This is a genomic window from Streptomyces sp. NBC_00370, assembly GCF_036084755.1.
Taxonomy (GTDB): Bacteria; Actinomycetota; Actinomycetes; order Streptomycetales; family Streptomycetaceae; genus Streptomyces.
This window is the reverse complement of record NZ_CP107968.1, coordinates 3900752-3922932: the sequence shown is the minus strand read 5'-3', so window position 1 is coordinate 3922932 and position 22181 is coordinate 3900752. Positions and strand designations below refer to the sequence as shown.

The 22181-nt window shown below is 71.5% G+C and carries 21 protein-coding genes; 13 read left to right on the top strand and 8 right to left on the bottom strand.

All coding sequences use genetic code 11. The features are described 5' to 3' along the window. Positions 1-1272: 1272 nt before the first annotated feature. From OHS57_RS17470 to OHS57_RS17455, 4 genes are all read right to left on the bottom strand, one after another. On the bottom strand, positions 1273-2145 hold the full coding sequence (locus OHS57_RS17470) for an aminoglycoside phosphotransferase family protein (protein ID WP_328582564.1): 873 nt from the start codon (positions 2143-2145) through the stop codon (positions 1273-1275). Between the two features lie 8 nt (positions 2146-2153). Then, positions 2154-2621 (bottom strand): TIGR03618 family F420-dependent PPOX class oxidoreductase, encoded by a 468-nt coding sequence (locus OHS57_RS17465; protein ID WP_328585094.1) that lies wholly within the window; start codon positions 2619-2621, stop codon positions 2154-2156. Between the two features lie 134 nt (positions 2622-2755). Then, positions 2756-4219 carry an MFS transporter gene (locus OHS57_RS17460; RefSeq protein ID WP_328582563.1) on the bottom strand — a complete coding sequence of 488 codons (1464 nt, stop codon included), beginning with the start codon at positions 4217-4219 and terminating at the stop codon, positions 2756-2758. A gap of 114 nt (positions 4220-4333) precedes the next feature. Beyond that, positions 4334-4819, bottom strand: coding sequence for a MarR family winged helix-turn-helix transcriptional regulator (locus OHS57_RS17455; RefSeq protein WP_328582562.1), 486 nt, complete (start codon positions 4817-4819; stop codon positions 4334-4336). A gap of 256 nt (positions 4820-5075) precedes the next feature. On the opposite strand from OHS57_RS17455, the gene OHS57_RS17450 reads away from it, so the two are divergent. Together OHS57_RS17450 and OHS57_RS17445 are read left to right on the top strand one after the other, a co-directional pair. Beyond that, entirely contained in the window at positions 5076-5921 is an 846-nt protein-coding gene (locus tag OHS57_RS17450) for an ABC transporter ATP-binding protein (protein ID WP_328582561.1), read from the top strand. 3 nt (positions 5922-5924) lie between these two features. Next, entirely contained in the window at positions 5925-7277 is a 1353-nt protein-coding gene (locus OHS57_RS17445) for an ABC transporter permease (protein WP_328582560.1), read from the top strand. 72 nt (positions 7278-7349) lie between these two features. On the opposite strand, the gene OHS57_RS17440 is transcribed toward OHS57_RS17445, so the two are convergent. Continuing rightward, positions 7350-8354: a helix-turn-helix transcriptional regulator gene (locus OHS57_RS17440; protein WP_328582559.1), complete on the bottom strand. Its 1005-nt coding sequence runs from the start codon at positions 8352-8354 to the stop codon at positions 7350-7352. A 138-nt stretch (positions 8355-8492) separates the two neighbouring features. Here OHS57_RS17440 and OHS57_RS17435 point away from each other — a divergent pair, with 138 nt between their 5' ends. After that, positions 8493-9335, top strand: a complete 843-nt coding sequence (locus tag OHS57_RS17435) for an NAD(P)H-binding protein (protein ID WP_328585093.1) — start codon at positions 8493-8495, stop codon at positions 9333-9335. Positions 9336-9338: 3 nt separating this feature from the next. Here the strand turns inward: OHS57_RS17435 and OHS57_RS17430 are convergent, their stop codons facing one another. Continuing rightward, the gene (locus OHS57_RS17430; RefSeq protein WP_328582558.1) at positions 9339-10526 is read right to left on the bottom strand and encodes an epoxide hydrolase family protein; all 1188 of its coding nucleotides are present in this window, start codon (positions 10524-10526) and stop codon (positions 9339-9341) included. Positions 10527-10672: 146 nt separating this feature from the next. On the opposite strand from OHS57_RS17430, the gene OHS57_RS17425 reads away from it, so the two are divergent. The 3 genes from OHS57_RS17425 (at position 10673) to OHS57_RS17415 (ending at position 12807) form a co-directional block, all read left to right on the top strand. Next, entirely contained in the window at positions 10673-11065 is a 393-nt protein-coding gene (locus tag OHS57_RS17425) for a MerR family transcriptional regulator (protein WP_328582557.1), read from the top strand. Positions 11066-11287: 222 nt separating this feature from the next. Beyond that, the gene (locus OHS57_RS17420; RefSeq protein WP_328585092.1) at positions 11288-12658 is read left to right on the top strand and encodes an MFS transporter; all 1371 of its coding nucleotides are present in this window, start codon (positions 11288-11290) and stop codon (positions 12656-12658) included. Continuing rightward, the gene (locus OHS57_RS17415; RefSeq protein ID WP_328582556.1) at positions 12655-12807 is read left to right on the top strand and encodes a hypothetical protein; all 153 of its coding nucleotides are present in this window, start codon (positions 12655-12657) and stop codon (positions 12805-12807) included. Before OHS57_RS17420 ends, OHS57_RS17415 begins: the two co-directional genes overlap by 4 nt. A gap of 19 nt (positions 12808-12826) precedes the next feature. On the opposite strand, the gene OHS57_RS17410 is transcribed toward OHS57_RS17415, so the two are convergent. After that, on the bottom strand, positions 12827-13621 hold the full coding sequence (locus OHS57_RS17410) for a class I SAM-dependent methyltransferase (RefSeq protein WP_328582555.1): 795 nt from the start codon (positions 13619-13621) through the stop codon (positions 12827-12829). A 74-nt stretch (positions 13622-13695) separates the two neighbouring features. On the opposite strand from OHS57_RS17410, the gene OHS57_RS17405 reads away from it, so the two are divergent. The 6 genes from OHS57_RS17405 (at position 13696) to OHS57_RS17380 (ending at position 20209) form a co-directional block, all read left to right on the top strand. Beyond that, positions 13696-14289 carry a TetR/AcrR family transcriptional regulator gene (locus OHS57_RS17405; RefSeq protein ID WP_328582554.1) on the top strand — a complete coding sequence of 198 codons (594 nt, stop codon included), beginning with the start codon at positions 13696-13698 and terminating at the stop codon, positions 14287-14289. Positions 14290-14419: 130 nt separating this feature from the next. Continuing rightward, a complete protein-coding gene (locus OHS57_RS17400; protein WP_328582553.1) occupies positions 14420-15070 on the top strand; it encodes a carboxymuconolactone decarboxylase family protein in 651 nt (216 codons plus the stop codon). Continuing rightward, positions 15067-15948, top strand: coding sequence for an RNA polymerase sigma-70 factor (locus OHS57_RS17395; protein WP_328582552.1), 882 nt, complete (start codon positions 15067-15069; stop codon positions 15946-15948). The genes OHS57_RS17400 and OHS57_RS17395 overlap by 4 nt, the downstream gene beginning before the upstream one ends. Before the next feature lie 292 nt (positions 15949-16240). Then, the gene (locus OHS57_RS17390) at positions 16241-17002 is read left to right on the top strand and encodes a maleylpyruvate isomerase family mycothiol-dependent enzyme (protein WP_328582551.1); all 762 of its coding nucleotides are present in this window, start codon (positions 16241-16243) and stop codon (positions 17000-17002) included. Between the two features lie 403 nt (positions 17003-17405). After that, positions 17406-19652 (top strand): RNA polymerase recycling motor ATPase HelR, encoded by a 2247-nt coding sequence (gene helR / locus OHS57_RS17385; RefSeq protein ID WP_328582550.1) that lies wholly within the window; start codon positions 17406-17408, stop codon positions 19650-19652. A 245-nt stretch (positions 19653-19897) separates the two neighbouring features. Further along, on the top strand, positions 19898-20209 hold the full coding sequence (locus OHS57_RS17380) for a DUF6400 family protein (RefSeq protein WP_443042908.1): 312 nt from the start codon (positions 19898-19900) through the stop codon (positions 20207-20209). Between the two features lie 229 nt (positions 20210-20438). Here OHS57_RS17380 and OHS57_RS17370 read toward each other — a convergent pair whose 3' ends face one another. Further along, positions 20439-21065, bottom strand: a complete 627-nt coding sequence (locus OHS57_RS17370; protein ID WP_328582549.1) for a helix-turn-helix transcriptional regulator — start codon at positions 21063-21065, stop codon at positions 20439-20441. Between the two features lie 103 nt (positions 21066-21168). Between OHS57_RS17370 and OHS57_RS17365 the strand changes: the two genes are divergently transcribed. Next, a complete protein-coding gene (locus OHS57_RS17365) occupies positions 21169-22179 on the top strand; it encodes an NAD(P)/FAD-dependent oxidoreductase (protein ID WP_328582548.1) in 1011 nt (336 codons plus the stop codon). The last annotated feature ends 2 nt before the right edge of the window (positions 22180-22181 follow it).

The following is a 22181-nucleotide window of genomic DNA, read 5'->3' as shown; positions in this document are numbered from 1 at the left end:
CTGGGGTAACGGGGGATGGTTCGTGGGGCGGCCCTCGGGCGTCTTTTGCGTTCGGTGTTGCGTTAGACGCGCCATCCGGCGCATCAGGACGGAGAGGGGGAGTGGGCGTGGGGCGGGTGTGACTGGTGGGCAGGGGTGGGCTTATGGGATGTGGGCAGCAGGGCCCTTGCCGCAGCCTGGTTCCGCTCCGGGACAGAAGGCCGCCGGGGCCTCGGCAGCGGCCCATCCCTCCGCCGGACGAGACTCCACACCGCCTTGGTGCGCTCTGCAGCGCATGGAATGCAACTCCCCACGCATAGGGCGCCGGACGGTTGTCTCACCGGGCACTCTCGTCACATCCACCCCACGGGCCGCACAGAACATCCAGCCCCGGGCCGGAATCGGAGCCTGGTGCGCACCATGTTGCGCCTAACGCAACACGGGACGCAAAAGGTGTCCGCTGGCCGCACCACGGGCCATCCCCCGCCACCCCAATCACACCGACCTCGCCGGGACCAGCTCCATAGGGCCGATGAGTACCCGTCGCCCCACGACCCCCACGAGACAACCACGCCCGTGGCGGTCTCGGCGGCCTGATGTGCCCTGTGGTGCGCCTAACGCAACCACCCACGCAAAAGACGTCCGACGCTCGTCCCACAGGCCATCCCCCGCCACCTCAGTCACACCCGCCCCACCCACCGGCCCGTTGCCCCGGCCCAACTGCCCCTGCCGAGCACCCTCCCGCCCCACACCCACTCGCAGTGATCAGCGGGGCATGAGTCTCAGCCGCTACCCGGTGGGGGTGGACGCCGAGGCGGCCCGAGTCCCCCCATGCAACTGCCGCGCGGCACCGGCACCCGGCCAAGCACCCGTCACCACGAGCCCAGCTCCCCCGTGGAGCCCCCCGGCCGCCCCCCCCAAAGAAGTACTTGCGGTGGAGGGCCGGGGGTCAAGGGTGGAGCGAAGCGCAATCGGCGGAGCCGACGCGACGCAGGAGCGCCCTTGACGCCCGGACCGGAACCGCGACACTCAAACCTCAGGGGCGGCCCTCCGACCGCCTAAAAGCTCCGGCCCGCACAGGTCCCGGCCCATGCCGCCCTGACCCGCACCCACCCCACCCCCAGCGACCAGCGGGGCATGAATCCCAGCCGACCACCGGCCTGGGCGGACGCTAAGCCAGCCCGAGTCCCCCCACGCAACTGCCGCGCGGCACCCACACCCGGGCAAGCCGCCCCCACCACTCCCGGGCAGCGGGCCACGTGGCATCCCCGCCCCGCTCCGCCCGCCCCCGACCTACACGCCGCGCTCCGCCAGGTTCAGCCACGTCTCCACCTCCGCCGGGGGGAAGTGTCTGATCGCCCAGTCCGTCATGCGGAGGCTCATGTGCGCCCACGACGGGCGTAGTACCTCCGGCGGGAGCGTGTCCAGGAGCGCGTCCAGGCGGGCCGTCACCCCTGCGGCGCCCCGCGTGCCGTGGAGGCCGAAGCGTAGCGTCACCAGGTCGAAGCGGCAGTCGCCGCGGGCCGCGCCGTCCCAGTCGATGACGCCGGTGATCTCGCCTTCCTCGGCCAGGAAGTTGCCCGGGTGGAAGTCGTTGTGCACCGCGTCGGACCCCGGCAGCCGGTCGGGGTACTCGCAGCCCACCGCCACGATGCGGCGCTCCAGCGCCGCGCCACGAGCGCTGTGCCGGCGTAGCGGTTCGTGCAGGCAGTAGCCCGGACCGTCGGACCGCAGATACAGCGGCAGTTGGGGGATCCCGGGGTGGTCGGCGAGGCGGCCGGTCAGTGCCTCGTTGAGTGACAGGGCCTGGTCCAGGCCGTGGTGGTCGAGGCCGTCCATCGTCGTGCCGGGCAACAACTCCTGCACCATGACCGCCGCGTGACCGACCTGCGCGGCCAACTCCGTCGCCGGGCAGGGGAATCCGTCCGCGTGCAGGATCTCGCTGACCGCGAGCGGGCCGGACCGTACCTCCGCGACCGTCGTGTGGGGGCGCCACTTCAGGACGGACCGGTGGCCGTCCGGCCGGCGTACGTACGCGGCGCCGACCTGCCCTCCCGGGCAGGGGCCCTCCACGGTGAGGCGTACGCCGGTCTCGTCGTACAGGGCCGCCACCAGGGTCTCGGCGTCAAGGCGCTCCGCGCGCCCCCAGCTCGGAGGAGTAGTCATCCGGTCGATTATTCGGCACCCGCGGCCACGTCCAGCGCTGTTCCGTACAGGCGCGAGACCCGGATCCTGATCACCGTCCGACGGTCCGTCACCATCTGCTCAAGGAACTGCCTCTCGTCCGCCAGGTCGGTGAAGCCTGGCGTCAGGGACAGCAGTTCCCTGCCGACCTCGTCGCCTGCCACGGCCGACGCCTCCGTCACCTCCGCCTCGCCCTCCGCCACGGCGAACGACATGACGTCCGGCCCCTGCACATGCAGTGCGGTGTGCGGATCGTGCCGCAGTTGGCGGACCTTGAGGCGGTCGGCCGTTGTGGAAATACGTACGACGCGCTCCGCCGCGTCCCAGTGGTAGGCGACGGTGGACAGGTGGGGATGACCCGTGCGTCGGACGCTCGCCAGTACGCCGAACTGTTGTCCGCCCAGGAGCGTGGACGACTCGCCGTCCGTGAGAGCACGCGGCCCCGGCCCGGTGCCCAGCCTCCTCTCTGGCCCTGACCCTGACTCCGGCCCCGACTCCCGCCCCGACTCTCGCCCCCGCCCCGGCCCCGACCCTCGCTCCGGCCCCAACTCGCGCCCCGGCCCCACCCCCCGCACCCGCTCCACCTCTTCCCTCATGACGCGACGTCCTTCCGTTCCGTCTTCCGCAACACCGCCACCGCCACAACGAACGCCGCCACCAGCAGTCCCGCGCCCACCGCGAACGCCAGGTGGTAGCCGCTGGTCAGCGCCTCGCGGCGGCTGTCCCCCGCCGTCAGCAGGCCTTCCGTGCGGGACGCCGCCAGGGTGGACAGGACGGCGATGCCCACCGCCATACCGACCTGTTGGGTGGTGTTGAACACCCCCGAGACGAGCCCCGCGTCGGTCTCCTTCGCCCCGGACATGCCGAGCGTCGTCAGCGCCGGCAGCGCCAGCCCGAAGCCCGCTGCGAGCAGCATCATCGGGAGGACGTCGGTGACGTAGTTCGCGTGTACCGGTACGCGGGTGAGCAGCGCGAGGAGTGCGATCAGCAGCAGCAACCCCGCGAGCAGCACGTTCCGTTCGCCGAACCGCGCGTTGACGCGCGCCGAAACGCCCAGCGAGACCGCTCCGATGACAACGGCCGCCGGGAGCATCGCGATGCCGGTCTCCGCCGCGTCGTAACCGAGCACGTTCTGGAGGTATAGCGCCACCATGATCTGGAACGAGAACAGCGCGGCCAGCATGAGCAGTTGGACCACATTGGCGCCCGTGACATTGCGCGAGCGGAAGATCCGCAGGGGCATGAGCGGGGTGCGCGCCTTGGTCTGGCGTACGACGAACGCGCCCAACAGCGCGACGGCCACCGCGCCCAGGCCCACCGTGGGTGCGGAGAGCCAGCCGTGGTCCTCGACTTTGATGACCGTGTAGATGGTCAACACCAGCCCGGCCGTGGCGAGTAGCGCGCCGGTGAGGTCAGCCCCCGCCGCCAGGCCGAGACCGCGGTCGGAGGGTAGTACGGGGACGGCGATCAGCACCGCGGCGATCCCGATCGGCAGGTTGATCATGAAGATCCAGTGCCAGCTGAGCGTGTCGGTGAGCACGCCGCCGAGCACTTGCCCGATCGACGCCCCGGCCGAGCCGGTGAAGCTGAAGACCGCTATCGCCTTGGCTCGTTCGCGCGGATCGGTGAACATCGTGATGAGGATGCCGAGCCCCACGGCGGACGCCATCGCGCTGCCGACGCCCTGGAGGAAGCGCGCCGCGATCAGGGTCGCCGGGCTGGTAGCCACGCCCGCCAGCAGCGAGGCGCCGGTGAATACTGCCGTGCCGGCGACGAACATGCGCTTGCGGCCGATGAGGTCACCGAGGCGCCCCGCGAGCAGCAGCAGTGCGCCGAACGAGATCAGGTACGCGTTCACGACCCAGCTCAGACCCGCTGGTGTGAAGCCCAGGTCGTCCTGGATGGCGGGCATGGCCACGGTGACGATGCTGCCGTCCAAGATGATCATCAGCATCGAGGAAGCGATCACGGCGAGGGCGAACCGGCGCGAGCGGGCCGACGGTGCGGCTGGTGCGAGAGAGGTGGAAGGGGCGGAGGGGGTGCCGAGCGCAGACATGCGAAATCTCCTGTCCGAAAGAGCGACAGGAGTGACCGTAGCAGATAGTCCCGTAGCAGACGATCCTTATTGGATCGATGCTGGATGCCTTCAGGCTGGATGCCTTCAAAGGGCCTACGCGCGCTGCCGAGCCCGCCTCACCTGCTGCGGATTCTCGACAGGAGTCGACAGATACCCGCTGGTCAGCCGCTCCAGGACGCTCAGGAAGACCGCGCGCTCCCGCTCGGGGATCGCGTCGAGCGCCGCCGCGTGCACACCGTCGACGATCGCCTGGCTCCGCTGCGCGACCCGCGCGCCTTCCTCCGTGACCGCGATGATCCGGGCCCGCCGGTCGGTCGTGGACGGGCGGCGCTCCGCGAGGCCGGCCTTCTCCAGCGCGTCGACCGTCACCACCATCGTGGTCTTGTCCATGTCGCCGATCTCGGCGAGCTGGATCTGGGTGCGCTCGCCTTCCAGGGCATGGACCAGTACGCAGTGCATGCGCGCGGTGAGCCCGATCTCGGCCAGCGCGGCGGACATCTGGGTCCGCAGGACATGACTCGTGTGGTCCAGCAGGAACGAGAGGTCAGGTTCGGTGCGGGCGGGTGTCATGGCGGTCATGTTCACCAGCGTAACAATTCGTCCCGTCGCGGATTATCCCGCAGAGGACGGATGGCGTACGCGGCTCGGGCCCCGCGCTGCGGTCAGCGGGCTCCCGAGCGCGGTGCCCGCCGGCGATGTGGTGAGGAGCGCGGCGACGCGCCGTGCCGGGGGTGTACCCAGCCACACCCCCGATTCGGGTTGTACGCCCAATGTGTGCGCCGCTCACTGTCCGTAGCTTCGTGAGTGGGGCGCAGGGAGTGCCCGAAGGGGAGCGATGACAATGTTTCGTCGAACCAGCAGAACCCGGCCCGCCAGGAGCCCCGAGGCCCTGCGGCTGGTGGATGTCAGCAAGGTCTACGGGTCCGTCGACAACGCGGTGACCGCGCTCGACCGGGTGTCCCTGAGCCTGTCGGCCGGGACGTTCACCGCGGTCATGGGGCCCTCGGGGTCCGGTAAGTCGACGCTCCTGCAGTGTGCCGCCGGGCTCGACCGGCCCGACAGCGGGACCGTCGTGGTCGACGGCGAGGAGATGAAGGGGCGCAGCGAGGCCGAGTTGACGAAGTTCCGCAGGCGGCGGATCGGATTCGTCTTCCAGCAGTACAACTTGCTGCCGTCGCTCACCGTCGTCCAGAACACCACCCTCCCGCTGAAGCTCGCCGGCCGCACCGTCGACAACGCGCGGGCGACGGAGATCCTGGCCCAAGTCGGGCTCGGGGACCGGCTGTCGCACCGGCCCGACGCGCTCTCCGGCGGGCAGCGGCAGCGCGTCGCCATCGCCCGCGCGCTGGTCACCCAGCCGGCCGTGATCTTCGCCGACGAGCCGACCGGTGCGCTGGACATGCGCAGTGCGCGTGACGTGCTGGGGCTGCTGCAGGAGACCGTACGGATGCACGGCGGGACCGTGGTGATGGTGACGCACGACCCGGTCGCCGCGTCCTACGCGGACTCCGTGGTGTTCCTGGCGGACGGCCGGCTGGCCGGGCAGTTGGCATCGCCCACCGTGGACGCGGTCGCCGAGCGCCTCGCGCATCTGGGCGACGCCGTGGCCGCCCGGCAGGGCGCCGGGTACGACCGCTCCCGGCACGCCACCCACCACTCCGACCGCCAGACGGGGGTGTGAATCATGTTCGCACTGGCCATGCGTTCCGTACGGCAGCGCCCCGGGCGCTTCGTCGCCACCCTCATCGCCGCGCTCCTGGGCGCCGTGATCACCATGATGTTCAGCTCGCTGCTCGATACGGGCGGCGCGGCCGGCGTCGACAGCAAGAGCGCCGAGGTACTCAACACCTCCGGCGGTGTGGTCGGCGGATACAGCAGCCTGTTGGTGTTCTTCGCCGTCGCCTCCACCCTCACCGTGAACGTGCGCCAGCGCGACGACGAGATCAAGCTGCTGCGGTCGACCGGCGCGACCCCCGCGCAGATCAAGCGGATGGTCGTCGGTGAGGCGGCCATGATCGCCGTGGTGGCAGTGGTGTTGGCGGTCGGTCCTGCGATGCTGGCGGGCCGGGCGCTGCTGAAGATGTTCCAGGACAGCGACCAGGTCGTCGACAGCGTGGACTACGTGTTCGGGCCCATGGCGCTGACCAGCGGCATCGCCATCACTCTCGTCGCGTCGATGGGTGCCGCGTTCCTCGCGGTGCGCCGGGCGACGAAGGCCATGGCGGGCGGCTCCGGTGCGGAAGGGAAGCGGCGCGGCAACCGGCTGCGTAACGTCGGCGGCGCCCTGGCGCTGCTGGTCGGCGCGGGCGCCCTCGCCACCACGTTCGCGATGAACGCGACGGACTCCGCGCTGATGGCGGCACCGGCGGCGGGTGCGATCATGCTGTCCGTCGGCTTCGCCTGCTTCGCCCCTGCGCTGCTCCGCGCGCTGCTCGGGGTGTTCGGCGGCCCGATCGCGGCGGTGGGCGGCGCGAGCGGCTATCTGACCGTGCACAACATGCGGCAGCGCGCCGAGCAGCTGTCCGGGATGCTGATGCCGCTGATCTCCTTCACCGGCGTCGCGACGGCCACGTTCTACATGCAGTTGGTGGAGAACGACGCGATCAAGGCGTCCGGGCTGACGAAGTCGATCGACGACAAGAACCTGGAGACGCTGAACCTCGTGGTCGTCGGCGTCATCGCGGCCTTCTGCTGCATCATGCTGGTCAACAGCCTGTACGCGGCGACCACTTACCGGAGCAAGGAGTTCGGCGGGCAGCGGCTCGCCGGAGCCACCCCCGGGCAGGTGCTCCGTATGGTCGGCATGGAGGGTGTCGTGCTCACGGTGACCGGGGTGTTCTTCGGCACGGTGGCAGGGCTCGCCGGGATCCTGCCCTTCACAATCGTGCGGACCGACTCGGTCCTGCCGGACCAGGGTCTCGGCGTCTGGGTGGGCGTGGTGGCGGTCGCCGCGGTGGCGACGCTGCTGACCAGCCTGCTGACGGCGGTCCGTACGCTGCGCACGCCGGCGATCACGGCGGTGGGGCTTGCCGCCTGACTGCCGGCGCCGTCGTCGCGAAGACCGGAAGGGCAGCCGCTCGAAGGCCGAAGCGGCTGCCCTTGCGGCTGCTCACTTCTCCCTCTCCGGTGCCCCGTCGTGTTCCGCTGCCCCGTCGTGCTCCGGTGCCCCGCCGTGTTCCCCGTACAACGAGGCGAGTTCGGCCGCGAGTCCGGCCATCCGGCGTCTCGCCTCCGGTGGCGCGAGCACTTCCACCCGCGCCCCGAACCCGGCCAGTTGCTGGGCCACCACCTCCGGCGAAGGCCCGTCGATCTCGATGGCCAGCCACCCGTCGGCCGCCGGCTGCCCGACCCGCAGCCGCCCGCCGAACAGCCCTGCCAGGACGGGCTCGGCGCTCGGCTCCGCCCGCGCCCGTACCGTCGCGGCGAGGATCCGGTCCTCCATCCGCCCGGCGAGGGCGCGCCAGGCCGTGGGCAGGTCGAAGTCGTCAGGCCGTACGACGAGTTCGCCGGTCGGGTCGACGGAGGTGACACGGCTCAGCCGGAACGTACGCAGTCCCTTGGGGGCGTTCGCCAGCAGGTACGGGACGCCGGCCTTCGACGCCAGGCCGAGCGGGTCGACCGTCCGTACGCCGGGCGGGCGGCCGGGACGGCCGTAGCCGAGTCTGACCTGTACGCCGTCGACCACCGCAGCCCGCAGCGCGTCGAGTTGAGGCGCTGCGACGAGGGCGGAGCCGGACCAGTCCGTGTCGTCAGTAACCGCCGCCCGCGCTGCCGCCTCCGCGCCAGCGCGTAGCGTCGAGGGCAGGGCCCGTACCAACTTCCGCAGGGCCAGGCGCAGTTCGGGCGTCACCGCCGAGGGTCCCGCGACGAGGAACAGGGCGCGGATCTCGCCGGCCGTCAGTCCCGTGAGATCCGTACGCGCGCCACCGACCAGCGCCCAGCCGCCGCCGCGCCCGCGCTGCGAGTAGACGGGGACCCCGGCGCTCGCAAGCGCCTCCAGGTCGCGGCGCGCCGTCCGCTCGGACACCTCAAGCTCTGCCGCTACGTCGGCGGCGGTGACGCGTCCGCGCGTCTGCAGGAACAGCAGTGTCGCCACGAGACGGTCGGCCTTCACGGCGGCGGATCCTCCTTCGGGAAGCGGCTGCGGGAAAGTGGCCAGAAGGTGGCCTGTTCACTCCCCAGGATGGCACTGACCCATGGGAACCCCATGATTTCGCAGGATTTCCGCGTGCTTTCCGAACGGGAGAACAACATGATCGTGGTCACAGGAGCGACCGGTAACGTCGGCCGACCGCTGCTCCAGGCGCTGGCGGCTGCCGGTGAGCGGGTCACGGCCGTCTCACGCACGGCCGCCTCCGCCGCCCAACTGCCCGACGGCGTACGGCACCAGACCGCCGACCTCGCCGACCCGGCGTCCCTCGCTCCCGCCCTGGCCGGAGCCGAGGCGCTGTACGTCCTCGTCGCCGCCGACGGCGCGCGGCTGAACCCGCGCGACATCGTCGGCGCCGCGAAGGCGGCCGGCGTCGGCCGGATCGTCCTGCAGTCCTCGCAGGGCGCCGAAACCCGCCCGCGGAACGCCTCGCACGACCACCTCCGCGCGTTCGAGGACGCCGTGCGGCAGGGCGGTACGGAGTGGACGATCCTGCGCCCCGGCGGCTTCGCCTCCAACGCGTACCAGTGGGCGGAGACGGTCCGTACGGGGCGCTCGGCGGCGGCGCCGTTCGCGGATGTCGCCCTCCCGGTCGTCGACCCGGCCGACATCGCCGACGTAGCGGCTGCCGCGCTGCGCGACGGGCGCCATGCGGGTCGTACGTACACACTCACCGGCCCTGTGGCGCTGACGCCCCAAGAACAAGTGGCGGCGATCGGGACGGCGTTGGGTGAGCCCGTACGGTTCGTCGAGCTGAGCCGTGAGGAGGCGCGGGTCAATCTGCTGCGCTTCATGCCCGAACCGGTCGTGGACGGCACCCTCGCCATCATCGGCGCGCCCACGCCCGCCGAGCAGCGGGTGAGCCCGGACGTCGAACTCGTCACCGGGCGAGCGGCCCGTACGTTCGCTGACTGGGCGGTGCGGAACGCGGCGGCATTCAAGTGAGCGTCAGGCGCGCATCGTTCGGAAGAACTCCCGGATGTCGGCGACGAGCAGGTCCGGCTGCTCCATCGCGGGGAAGTGACCGCCCCTGTCGTACTCCGTCCACCGCACGATTTTGTTGGTCCGGTCCGCGATGTGCCGCAGCGGAATGAAGTTGTCGTGCGGGAACACGGCGAGGGCGGTCGGCGCGGTGGACGGGGCGGGCGGGTCGCCCCAGTAGTCGGCGTGCGCCCGCTCGTAGTAGATACGGCCGGACGAACCGGCGGTGCCGGTCAGCCAGTACAACATCACGTTGGTGAGGAGCTGGTCGCGGTCGACCGCGTCCTCCGGTCGGTCGTGGGAGTCGGTCCACTCCTTGAACTTCTCTGCGATCCAGGCCAGTTGGCCGATGGGGGAGTCCGTGAGCCCGTACGCGAGGGTCTGCGGCCGGGTCGACTGGACGTCGGCGTACCCCTGCCGCTCCTTGCGCCACCGCTTGTTGCGCTCCCAGGACGCCTGGGTGCGCTCGCGCTCGGCCGGGCTGAGCGCGGCGAGTTCGGCGGCGTCCAGCTCAGCGGGCGCCGCCGAGTCCGGCAGCAGGTTCAGATGGACGCCGATGACATGCTCGGTGTCCGTACGCCCCAACTCCCGGGAGATCCCCGCACCCCAGTCGCCGCCCTGGGCGCCGTACCGCGCGTACCCCAGCCGCCCCATCAGCACGGCGAACGCGGCGGCCACCCGCCGGAACTCCCACCCGGTCTCCCGGGTGGGCCCGGACAGCCCGAACCCGGGAATGCTCGGCAGCACGAGATGGAACGCGTCGGACGGATCCCCGCCGTGCGCACGCGGATCGGTGAGCGCCCCCGCCACCTGCTCGAACTCGACGATCGAGCCCGGCCAGCCGTGAATCATCACCAACGGCGTCGCGCCGGGTTCCGGCGACCGCACATGCGCGAAGTGGACGTTCGCCCCGTCGATGGTGGTGGTGAACTGCGGCCAGGCGTTGAGCCGCGCCTCGGCCGCACGCCAGTCGTACTCATGCCGCCAGTACCGCGCCAACTCCCGCACGTAGCCGAGCGGAACGCCATAATCCCACCCCACCCCCGGCAACTCGTCGGGCCACCGCGCCCGATCGAGCCGCTGATGCAGATCGTCCAGATCGGCCTGGGGAACGTCGAGGTGAAAGGGGGTGAGGTGCCCAGCCGGAGAGGTCATCGGACGGATGCTAAGCGGACCCACGAAGGAACGCGACCGATATCCGCCGCCCCCGTGGCCGGGCCAGGGTCCTGTCTATGCTTGAGGCATCACATGCATGTGAAGGTCCAGGCGGTGCGAATCGATCGACGGGGTTGGTGGTTCTTGTGCGGATAGGCGAGCTGTCGGAACGTACCGGCACCCCGCGGCGGTTGCTTCGGTACTACGAGGAGCAGCAGCTGATCGTCGCCGACCGCACACCGAACGGCTATCGCGATTACGACGAGGCCTTCGTGGACCGGGTCATGCAGATCAGGGGGCTGCTCGACGCCGGGCTGCCGACCCGGATCATCAAGCAGATCCTGCCGTGCCTCGACAAGCCGCGGGTCATCCACTTCCCCGACGCGACACCGGAGATGCTCGCCACGCTGGAGCAGGAGCGCGACCGGATGACCGAGCGGATCCGGTGTCTGGTCCGCAACCGGGACGCCGTCGCCGAATACCTGGAAGCGGTGCGGGACCCCGACGCGGTGCGCGACCGTGCCGACGCCGCCTCGTAGCGGCTCAGGGCGGGGTGCTCGCCGACCGCCCAGCTCGCCGACGCCGCCGTCGGAAAATCATTGGTGTGCCAGCGCGTGCGCCGCATAGCTTGTCAGCTCGTGACCGATGATCCGGAAGCGCCGGCCGATCCCCACCGTGCGCGGGTACGGTCCCACGAGGCCGCCGAACAGGGCCTGTTCTCGCGGACGTACGCCTCCACGACCGCCAGCTTCGCCGCCGTGATGTTCCTGACCGGGCTCGCCGCGCTGGCCGTCGTACCCACCTTGCCGACCGCCGCGCGCGACCTGGACGGGGTGTCGCTCTACCCGCTGGTGGCGGGCTGTTTCGTCGCCGCGAGTCTGCTGGGCGGGGTGCTCGGCGGGCACTGGGCCGACCGGGCAGGTGCGCACCGGCCGCTGGCCGCCGGGCTGGTCCTCGCGGTGGTCACGCTGCTCGTCTCCGGCGCCAGCGTGTCCGTCTGGCAGTTGGCGGCCGGGCGCTTCCTGGACGGGCTGGCGGGCGGGATGGTCGCCGTGTCGATCAACACTGCCATCGGCCAGGCGTACCCCGACCAACTGCGCCCCCGCGTACTCGCGTTGATGAGCGCCTGCTGGATCGTGCCGTCACTCGTCGGACCACCACTGGCCGGGCTCGTCGCCGAATGGTGGTCCTGGCGTGTGGTGTTCCTCGGCCTGGCCGCGCTCACACTGCTGCCCGCACTGGTGGTGTTGACCATGCTGCGCCGCAGCCCCTGGTCGCCGACGACCGCACCACAGGCGACCGTGCCTGAGGCGACCGCACCACAGGCGCCCGCGCCCTCCGACGGCCCGACGGACACCCCGCCACGGCGCCCCGCCCTCGCCGTCGCGGCTGCGGTGAGTCTGGGCGCGGCGCTCGGGCAGTACGGCGTCTCCGGCTGGGACGTACGCCATCTGCTGTTCACGGCGGGCGGGTTGGCCCTGCTGGTGACGTGCGCGCCACGACTGCTCCCGCCCGGCACCCGCTACGCCGCGCGCGGTCTGCCGGCCACGGTGCTGCTGTGCGGCATGGGTTCGGGGGTCTTCTTCACGCTGGAGGCGTTCGTACCACTGCTGCTCGTGACCGATCGCGACGTACCGCCCGTGGCCATCGGCCTCGTCTTCACCGGCGCCGCCGTCGCCTGGGCGGCGTCGTCCTGGGTGCAGAGCCGGTTTCTGGACGGCCGCCCCCGGCACCACCTGGTCGTGGCGGGGGCGGTCGTACTGGCGGTGGCGGTCGTGATCGCCGGCATCGGCACGCTTCCCGCGACGCCCGCGGCCACCGCCGCCTCGTCGATGGTCGTCGCGGCCGTCGGCATGGGCCTGCTCGCCCCGTCCCTGACCGTACTGTCGCTACGGCACAGCCCGCGCGGCCGCCAGGGCTACGCCAGCAGCGCCATGCAGACCACCCAGAACCTGGGCCAGACAACGGTACTTGGCGCCGCATCGGCCCTGTTCAACGCCTGCCTGGGCGTCGGCTCCTCCCAAGCGACGGGCTACGCCGCGGCCTTCGGCCTGCTGCTCGTCCCGTGCGTCGCGGCCACCCTGCTGGCAGGCCGAGCCCGAGCCACCCGTCCGAGCAGGCTGCCCGGGTGAACCACGCGCTGCTGGGACTCGCGACCAACACGGCCCTGCCGCCGGCCCTGCTCGACCGGCTGATCGCGGTCGCGGTCGCCGATGACGAAACCGCCGATGCCCTCGCCACCCCGCTGGTGGCCGGTCTGGGGTCTGGCGTGGAGCCGTAGGCGTACGAACGAGGCGCGCTCAGGGGGCGGTTCGCGTCGCCACTACCGCCACCGTCGTGTACCGCATCGTGAAGCTGCCGCCCGTCGCGTCGATGGCCGCGCCTACCTCCGTCAGTACCTCGGCGAGCTTGTCCTGGGGGAGTTGGGTGAACGCGCCCTGGGTGGGCATCTGGTCCAGCCATGCGTCGCGGGTGTAGGTCCAGGTCCAGTCGTACTCCCACTGCTCCGGTTCGCCGAACCCGCCCGCCTCGGTGATTCCGGCCACGGTCTTGGGGAGCAGTGCCCGGTACCCGTCCGCAGGCGCTTTCATCATCGCCTGGAGGTCGAACGGCGAGTCAGGCATGACCCGTTGGCAGACCGCTACGAGGGCCGCCGCCACGTTCGGCGGTAGTTGGAAGGCGTTCCAGAACACGGCCAGCCGGCCGCCGGGGCGTAGCGCGGCTGCCGCCTTGGCCGCGCCCGCGAGCGGGTCCACCCAGTGCCAGGCCTGGCCTGCGACGGTCGTGTCGAACGTCCGGCCGGCCGGGTCCCAGGCCTCGAACCTGGCCACCTCGACCTCGACCCCGCTGCTCCGCGCCAGGTCGGCCATGCGCGCGTCGGGTTCGACGCCGAGTACGCGGCAGCCCGCCGCCTGGAACTGCCGGGCGGCGATACCGGTCCCGCAGCCGACGTCCAGGACGTCGGGTCCTGGACTGGCGGCGGTGATCCTGGCCACCATGGCGTCGGGATAGCGGGGCCGGGCGCGGTCGTAGCGCTCGGCGTCCGAGCCGAAGGACTCCGCCGTCCGGCGGAGGCGATGAGGCGTAGTGGGCATGCGCCCACTATGGTGGGCACGTGCCCACTCGTCAACGAGGGCAGCCGAGGACCGAAGGAACGAGGGATCGCACGGTGCCCACAGGGGTGGCCATTCGTGACGTACGCGAGCAGCTTTTCGACGCCGCGGAGCGCGTCCTGCTGCGCGACGGGCCCAACGCGCTGACCAGCCGCGCGGTCACCACGGAGGCCGGCTGCGCCAAGGGCGTACTGCACCGGCACTTCGCCGACTTCGACACCTTCCTCGCCGAACTCGTCCTGGACCGTATCGGCCGCCTCGACCAACAGGCGGCAGCGCTTCGTGAGTTGACGGGCCAGGGCACCGTCGTCGACAACCTCGCCGGTGCCCTGACCGACCTCTTCGCTTCGGTCGCCCTGGCGATCCTCGGCCTCGTCACGTCCCGCGACGAGCTACGGGCCCGGCTGCGCGCGACCACGCCGGTCGGCATCCCCGTACTGACCGAGGCGGGCGCCGTGTTCGCCTCGTACCTCACCGCCGAGCGCGCGGCGGGCCGGATCGCGGCCGACGCCGACGTCGACACGCTCGCGCTCACCCTGATCGGCACCGGGCATCTGCTGTTCGCGGGACGGGTGGGTGCGCCGCCGGACGCGGAGGAGGTCCGCAAGGTCGTTGTCTCGGTCGTCGCGGGGTTCGTACGCGAGGAGTGAGGAGTAACGCCAAGCGCGTGGCGGCGCGGCCGGTGTCACACTCCCGGCCTCGGCGGTGTCTTCATGCCGCACAGTCGCACAGTCGCACAGCCGCACAGGCAGCGGCAGACAGACGTCCGAGGAGGACACCATGGCGCTACGCGTTCCGAAGGCCGAGCTTCCCGCCGAGTTCGAGGAGAGCTTGGTCAAGCAGCTCGGCGTCGTGCCCGAGCCGGTCGCGGTGATGTGGCACAACCCCAAAGTCGCTGAGGCGGCCCAGCAGATGGGGGGCAAGGTGGGTGAGTGGGACGTGGCGGACGACAGCCTCAAGACGTTCGCGCACATGGCCGTCGCCGCGCAGGTCGGCTGCAGTTGGTGCCTCGACATCAACTACTTCCTTGCGCAGCACCAGAATCTGGACCTGGCGAAGGCGAGCCAAGTGCCGCGCTGGCGGCAGTCGGACGTGTTCACGGAGCTGGAGCGGGACGTACTGGAGTACGCCGAGGGCATGACGCAGACACCGCCGGCCGTCACGGACGAGCTGTCGGCGCGGCTGCTCGACCGGCTCGGCCCTGCGGCGCTGGTCGAGCTGACCGTGGCCGTCGCCTTCGCCAACTTCACGACCAGGAGCAACGCGACGCTCGGGATCACGTCGCAGGGCTTCTCCGAGGCGTGCGAGATCCCGCTGGCGGCACGGCCCGGGACGGCCGGTGCGGGGACGGCCGGTGCGGGGACAGCGGGGGCGGGGACCTCCGGCGTGGCGTCAGAGGCACGACAGGCACGACAGGCACGACCGGCATGACGGACGACCCCGCCCGCGACGACCCGTTCGTCACCCATCGCAGCCTGCTGTTCACGGTCGCCTACGAGATGCTCGGCTCGGCGGCCGACGCCGAGGACGTACTCCAGGAGTCCTGGCTGCGCTGGGCCGACGTCGACCACACGCAGGTGCGCGACCCGCGCGCGTACCTCGTGCGGGTCGTCACCCGCCAAGCGCTCAACCGGCTGCGGACGTTGTCCCGCAGCCGGGAGGAGTACGTCGGGGAGTGGCTGCCGGAGCCGCTGCTGACCAGCCCCGACGTCGCGGAGGACGTGGAACTCGCGGAGAGCGTGTCGATCGCGATGCTGACCGTGCTGGAGACGCTGGGGCCGACCGAGCGCGCGGTGTTCGTGCTCCGCGAGGTCTTCGAGCTGCCGTACGGCGAAATCGCCGCGGCCACGGGCAAGTCGGCGGCGACGGTACGACAGGTCGCGCGACGCGCACGCGAGCATGTCGCGGCGCGGCGGCCACGGGTGCGGGTGAGCCGGTCCGAACAGCAGGCGGTGGTGGGCCGGTTCCTGCTCGCCCTGCGGACCGGGCAGTTGGACCTGCTGATGGAGGTCCTGGCGCCGGACGTGGTCATGATCGCCGACGGTGGGGGACAGGTGCTGGCTGCCCTGGTCCCGATCAACGGAGCCGATTCCGTCGCGGAGTTGCTGGCCCGCGCCAACCAGGTGGTGTCGGGGTTCGACACGACACCGGTATGGCTCAACGGCGCGCCCGCGGGCCGTATCGAGTTCGACGGTGAGCCGTCGGCGGTGAGCCTGGAGGTGGAGGACGGCCGGATCACCCGGATCTACGTGGTGCGCAACCCGCAGAAGCTGACGCGTCTGGACGCACCGTCCCAACTCGCCAGGTAGGCCGGAGCGGTGGGTGCGCCGGGCGGCGGGATCACGTCGAGCAGGGGCAGCAACTGGGCCCGCACCCCGGCCTCGTGCCAGTCCCGCGGTCGGCAGCAACGGCTCGATCCGCCCCCACAGGGCATCCGGCACCATCCACGGAGGACCGTTCCCCTTCCCCATGACTCGTTCAACGAGCTGGCCAGGAAGGGGATATGACGACGCCCAGGCTGTCCGTCAGGTGCTCTCACTCCCGCAGCTGACGGCCTGGAAATAGGGTGCGGTCGGCTGAGCTGGGTGATAGGCAAGCGATGTGACAGAGAGCCTTGAGTTTTCCGCCCTGCTGCGACTCATCGACGAGCGGTCGGCCGCGTTCCGGAGTGCGGTTGCCGCCGCGCCCAGCCTTGACGCGCCGGTGCCGTCTTGCCCCGGATGGACGTTGTTCGATCTGGTGCAGCACCTGGGTACGGGCCAGCGCTGGTGGGCCGCGGTTGTCGCCGCGGGCCCGGCCGAGGCTCCGCCGGCCAAGGATGCCGCGGCGGCGCCGCGCGAGCTCAAGGCGCTGCTGGCCTGGTACGCCGAGTCGAACGAGCTGCTGCTGAGTGCGCTGCGTGAGGCCGGCCCGGAGCGCGAGTGCTGGGCGTGGTGGCGCGCCGGCGTGTCGCCGGCGAATGGCTGGGGCGTCGCCCGGCGCCGGGTGCACGAGGTGCTGGTGCACACCTACGACGCCCAGCTCACCGCAGGCGCCGTGCAGCCGATGCCGGCGGACGTCGCGATCGACGGCGTGGCCGAGTTTCTCGACACCTGCAACTCCACCCCGGCGGCCTGGCCGCACGAGTCCGCCACCATCCACTACCACGCCACCGAGGGCCGCTCCTGGCTCCTCACGTTGGACGGTACCGGCGCCTGGCCCGCACCCCTCACGGACGACGCCGCGCCCGCCTCCGCTTCGGCCACGGGCACGGCCGAGCAGCTGCTCCTCTTCGTCTGGGGCCGCCTCACGCTGAGCGACCTGCAGATCAAGGGCGACCAGCAGGTGTTCGAGCGGCTGATCGCCTGGGAGCCCGAGGAGTAGCCGGTCAATACCGTCGGCGGCCGGCCAGTACGTCCTCGTACAGCGATGACCTCGATGGCACACGGCTGACCTGACGCGTTCAGATCCGGAGCCGTGTGGCGATCAACTGATCCCGTACCTGCGGTCCCGTAGCCGCGGTCCCGTACCCGCGGTCCCGTACCCGCGGTCTTCTGGCGATCAGAAATAAGGAGGTGTATCCACTCCTCGCCAGTCTCAACGTATAGCGCACAGGGGGCCTTGCGGCAAGGCCCCCGTCGTGCCGCAGAATCGTGCGTCCGGGCCGGGTCTGCGCGCCCGTGGTCGAACAGTCGGCCAATCCGCGAGACCCTGAAACCCTGCACGTCAGGCCGTACGCCTTGCTGCCCGCACCAACCCGCAAGCGGCCTCAGATCGGAGCTGACCAGTGAACCCCCCGTCCACCAGCGCGTTCGACCTTCCCGAGCGGCTTTCCGCCAAGGCTGCCCCGGCGCAGATCGCCCGCGACGAGCAGCATTTCGCCGCCATCGCCCGGTCGCTCCAGCAGACGATCGACGAGCTGACCGGCCAGCTCGACGCCGCGCGCAAGGGACCCGGTGGCATCGGCCGGCAGGCGATGGACCGGGACACGGAGGTTCACCGGCTGACCGCCCGGCTGCGCGCGCTGCGCCGCTTCGGCCTGGACCTGTGCCTGGGGCACATGGTCAGCGCGGCCGACGCTGAGACGGAGGGCGTCACCGGCACAGGCACGGAGACCGACGGCGACAGCGGCACCGGCACCGGCACCGGCACCGGCACCGAAACTGAGAGCGACGGTCCCGAGCCCGTGTACGTCGGACGGCTCGGCCTCACGGACAGCACCGGACGGCGGCTGCTGCTCGACTGGCGTTCCCCGGCCGTCGAGCCGTTCTTCGGCGCCACCCACGCCAACCCGATGGGCCTGGCGAGCCGCCGCAGGTACCGCTGGACGCGCGGGCGGATCAGCGACTACTGGGACGAGGTCTTCACCGCGGACGAGTTCGCCGCGCACGCCGCCCTCGACGACCAGTCCGCCTTCATCGCCAGCCTCGGCAGCAACCGCTCCTCGCGGATGCGGGACGTGCTCGGCACGATCCAGGCCGACCAGGACGCCATCATCCGCGCCGGATCGCGTGGCGCGCTCGTCGTCGACGGCGGTCCCGGTACGGGGAAGACCGTCGTCGCCCTGCACCGCTCCGCGTACCTCCTCTACTCCGACCCCCGCCTCGGCCACCGCAAGGGCGGCGTGCTGTTCGTCGGCCCGCACCAGCCGTATCTGGGGTACGTCGCCGACGTACTGCCCAGCCTCGGCGAGGAGGGCGTGCAGACCTGCACCCTGCGGGACCTCGTCGCCGAGGGCGCGGCGGCCAAGGACGAGACCGATCCGGGCGTGGCGCTGCTGAAGTCGTCGGCGAGGCTGGTGCGGGCGATCGAGCCGGCCGTCGCGTTCTACGAGGAGCCGCCCGCCAAGGGCATGAACGTCACGACCCACTGGTCCGACATCCCGCTGAGCGCCGACGACTGGGACGCCGCTTTCGAGGCGGCGGAGCCCGGCACCCCGCACAACGAGGCGCGCGAGCAGGTCTGGGAAGAACTGCTCACGATCCTGGTGGACAAGCACGAAGGCGACGCCTCCGAGGCCCTGCTGCGCAAGTCGCTGCGGCAGAACAGGGAGCTGCTCACCGCCTTCAACCGCGCCTGGCCGCTGCTCGAAGCGGCCGACCTCGTCGGCGACCTGTGGACCGTACCCGCCTATCTGCGCAAGTGCGCGCCGTGGCTGAACCCCGACGAGGTACGGCAGCTGCAGCGCGCGGACGCCCAGGCCTGGACGGTCTCCGACCTGCCGCTCCTGGACGCGGCGCGGCAGCGGCTCGGCGACCCGGAGGCCTCGCGACGTAACCGTCGGCACAAAGCCTCTGTCGCGGCCGAGCGGGAGCAGATGGACAAGGTCGTCGACTCCCTGCTCGCCGCCCAGGACGACGGCGAAGGCGTCATGACGATGCTGAGCGGCGCGGACATCCAGAGCGCCCTGGTCGACGAGGCCGCGACGGCCACGATCGAACCCGACCTGCTGGCAGGCCCGTTCGCGCACATCGTCGTGGACGAGGCGCAGGAACTGACCGACGCGCAGTGGCAGATGCTGCTGCTCCGCTGCCCGTCCCGCAGCTTCACCATCGTCGGCGACCGCGCGCAGGCCAGGCACGGGTTCACCGAGTCGTGGCAGGAAAGGCTGGAGCGGGTCGGGTTCGACCGGATCAACCTGGCCACGCTGAGCGTCAACTACCGCACACCGGAAGGGATCATGGCGGAGGCCGAGCCGGTCATCCGCGCGGTGCTCCCGGACGCGAACGTGCCGACGTCGATCCGTACCAGCGACCTCCCCGTCGTCCACGGCCCGGCGTCGGACCTGTCCGCGATCCTCGACACGTGGCTCGCCGCGCACGACGAAGGGATCGCCTGCGTGATCGGCGATCCCACGTTCCGGGCGACGAGCCGCGTCAGGTCGCTGACTCCCGCGCTGTCGAAGGGGCTGGAGTTCGACCTGGTGGTGCTGGTGGACCCGGAGAAGTTCGGCGAGGGCATCGAGGGGGCGGTCGACCGGTACGTGGCGATGACCCGGGCCACGCAGCAGCTGGTCATCCTCACCACCGGCTGACAGCCGGTGCGCTGTGAGGCGGTCCATGAGGTGCGTCACAGCGGCGTACGGGTGCGGGGCCGCGGCCCGGAGGCCCGGCGGCCGGTAACGGGCCACGCCCGTCCGCCGATCCGAGGACGGAGTGCCACCGTCCGGCCCCGCCCGTCGCCCGACCGCGCGCCCCGGCAACTTAGGGCACCCTTCCCTCTGCCTGTTGTGCCTGGTAGAGATGGTGTGGACCCACCCAGCACGTCGGAAGTCTGCACATGAACGAGGACAACCCCGCCGAGCTCATACCCTTCTCGATCGACCTCACCTTCGAGGAAGCCCGGCGACGGACCGAGGTCGTGGCCGCGCTCGGGCCCGACTGGGACCCGGTGGCCGCCCTCCAGGGCGAGGACGAGGCGTACGCCCTGCTCTACTCGGGCCTGGACGCCGAACAGCAGCGCACCTACGACATGCTCGTGGCGGCCGGCGTCCTGCCCGGGCCGAGGCCGGAACCGGAGTCGGGACCGGAGTCGGGGGAGGGGCCGGGGCCGGAGTCGGGGGAGGGGCCGGGCCGTGCGGCTGCCCATTGACCCAAGGGCGGACTCCTCGCGGCGCGCCTGGCTTGCCTGCCCCGTCTGCGACGACGCCCGTCATTGCGCGGTCTGCGCCGACCGCCGCAACTGCGGCGAGCACTGGCGCTACCTGATCTCCAACAGCGGCCCGGTCGTCCACCTCCAGTGCCCGCGGTGCGCGCACATGTGGTCCGTGAACACGCGCCCCGGCGTGTAACGCCGCCCCCTGGGGACTGCAGGCTTCGCGTTACGCCGCGTCCCCGGGGGCGGCGGGCCCGGCGCGGCCGGTACCGCCAGGGCCGGTACCGTCGGCGTCGTCCCGTTGGTGACCGCGCCGGGCGTCGCGGTCGAAGATGCCGAGGATTTCGCACGGCCCGCCCACCGCCCCCATCGCGTGCGGGAGCATCGTGGGGAACTCGGCGGCCTGGTTGGTCTCCACCCGGAAACGCCGGTTGCCCAGCAGCAGGTCGGCGGTGCCGGAGAGGACGACGAACCACTCACGGCCGGGGTGGGCGCGCATACTTGACGGGTTGTCAGGCGCCGGCCCCGTCATCCGCCTGCGCAGGACGGTCATGCCGGGATCGGCCCGGACGGACCACCGCATCATCTGGTGGGCGGCGTCGATCACGGGGCTGGAGATGACGTCGTCGGCGCCCGTCTCGACCAGCTGGTCCAGTGTGGTGTCCAGGGCGCGGGCGAGGGTGACGAGCTGGTCGACGGCGAGGCGCCGCTGACCGTTCTCGATCCGGCTGAGGGTGGACGCGCTGAGCCGGGCGCGGGTGGCCAGCTCGTCCAGTGACCAGCCCTGCGCCACGCGCAGAGCGCGGATCCGTTTGCGTACCAGGCTGTCGAGATCGTCATTGTCTTGCGTCATAGGCAACACCTTATGCCGCAGACGCAAAACGGTGCTTGTGTGGTCGTACGAGGGCTCGCGCAGGGCCCGCTGGAGACCCGCTCACCGCAAGGGAAGTACGACCATGCCCGAGAAGACCGAGACCGTAGACGCCGTGGTGATCGGCGGCGGCGCCGCAGGCCTGAACGGCGCGCTGATGCTCGCCCGCTCCCGCCGCTCCGTCGTCGTGATCGACAGCGGTACGCCCCGCAACGCGCCGGCGGAGGGCGTGCACGGCCTGCTCGGCCTGGAGGGCGTGGCGCCGGGGGAGCTGCTGCGCAGGGGCCGGGAGGAGGTGCGTGGGTACGGCGCCGAGGTGGTGACCGGCGAAGTGACCTCGGCCCTACCGGACCCCTCCGCCGTCTCCGATTCCTCAGCAGACAGCGACCCGCGCTTCACGGTCACACTGTCGGACGGCACCACCTTGCGGGCGCGCCGCCTGCTGGTCGCCACCGGACTGCGCGACGTACTGCCCGACGTGCCGGGCCTCGCTCAGCACTGGGGGCGCGGCGTTGTGCACTGCCCGTACTGCCACGGCTGGGAGGTGCGGGACGAACCCATCGGAGTCCTGGCCGTGGGCCCGGCCTCCGTCCATCACGCGCTGTTGTTCCGGCAGTTGACCGACGACCTGGTGTACTTCACCAACAGCACCGAGCTGGACGAGGAGACCCGCGCCCGCTTCGCCGCCCGCGACATCCGCGTGGTCGACACCCCGGTGGCGGCGGTCGAGTCCGCCGCGGACGGCACCATCGCGGGCGTGCGGCTGACGGACGGGGAGATCGTGCACCGTAGTGTGCTCGCGGTGGCGACGACCCTGTGGGCCCGTACGGAGGGCCTGGCCGGGCTTGACCTGCCGATGGAGGACCTGCCGGGCGGTATGGGCCGCCACTTCGTCACCGAGGTGGCGGGCGGTACGCAGGTACGAGGCGTATGGGTGGCCGGCAACGCCACCGACCCGATGGCCCAGGTCGGCGCCTCCGCAGCCGCGGGCGCCCTGGCCGGCGCACGCATCAACGCCGATCTGGTCATGGCCGACACGGACGCGGCCCTCGCCGCGACGCGGCCCGACGGTGTTGTGGCGGCGGCAACGGTCTGACT

What these genes read in the sequence shown, in the direction of transcription:
- OHS57_RS17470 (WP_328582564.1), bottom strand. Translation starts at nt 2,145, where the DNA reads ATGACTACTCCTCCGAGCTGGGGGCGCGCGGAGCGCCTTGACGCCGAG.
- OHS57_RS17460 (WP_328582563.1), bottom strand. Translation starts at nt 4,219, where the DNA reads ATGTCTGCGCTCGGCACCCCCTCCGCCCCTTCCACCTCTCTCGCACCA.
- OHS57_RS17455 (WP_328582562.1), bottom strand. Translation starts at nt 4,819, where the DNA reads ATGACCGCCATGACACCCGCCCGCACCGAACCTGACCTCTCGTTCCTG.
- OHS57_RS17450 (WP_328582561.1), top strand. Translation starts at nt 5,076, where the DNA reads ATGACAATGTTTCGTCGAACCAGCAGAACCCGGCCCGCCAGGAGCCCC.
- OHS57_RS17445 (WP_328582560.1), top strand. Translation starts at nt 5,925, where the DNA reads ATGTTCGCACTGGCCATGCGTTCCGTACGGCAGCGCCCCGGGCGCTTC.
- OHS57_RS17435 (WP_328585093.1), top strand. Translation starts at nt 8,493, where the DNA reads ATGATCGTGGTCACAGGAGCGACCGGTAACGTCGGCCGACCGCTGCTC.
- OHS57_RS17430 (WP_328582558.1), bottom strand. Translation starts at nt 10,526, where the DNA reads ATGACCTCTCCGGCTGGGCACCTCACCCCCTTTCACCTCGACGTTCCC.
- OHS57_RS17420 (WP_328585092.1), top strand. Translation starts at nt 11,288, where the DNA reads ATGTTCCTGACCGGGCTCGCCGCGCTGGCCGTCGTACCCACCTTGCCG.
- OHS57_RS17410 (WP_328582555.1), bottom strand. Translation starts at nt 13,621, where the DNA reads ATGCCCACTACGCCTCATCGCCTCCGCCGGACGGCGGAGTCCTTCGGC.
- OHS57_RS17400 (WP_328582553.1), top strand. Translation starts at nt 14,420, where the DNA reads ATGGCGCTACGCGTTCCGAAGGCCGAGCTTCCCGCCGAGTTCGAGGAG.
- OHS57_RS17395 (WP_328582552.1), top strand. Translation starts at nt 15,067, where the DNA reads ATGACGGACGACCCCGCCCGCGACGACCCGTTCGTCACCCATCGCAGC.
- OHS57_RS17380 (WP_443042908.1), top strand. Translation starts at nt 19,898, where the DNA reads ATGAACGAGGACAACCCCGCCGAGCTCATACCCTTCTCGATCGACCTC.
- OHS57_RS17370 (WP_328582549.1), bottom strand. Translation starts at nt 21,065, where the DNA reads ATGACGCAAGACAATGACGATCTCGACAGCCTGGTACGCAAACGGATC.
- OHS57_RS17365 (WP_328582548.1), top strand. Translation starts at nt 21,169, where the DNA reads ATGCCCGAGAAGACCGAGACCGTAGACGCCGTGGTGATCGGCGGCGGC.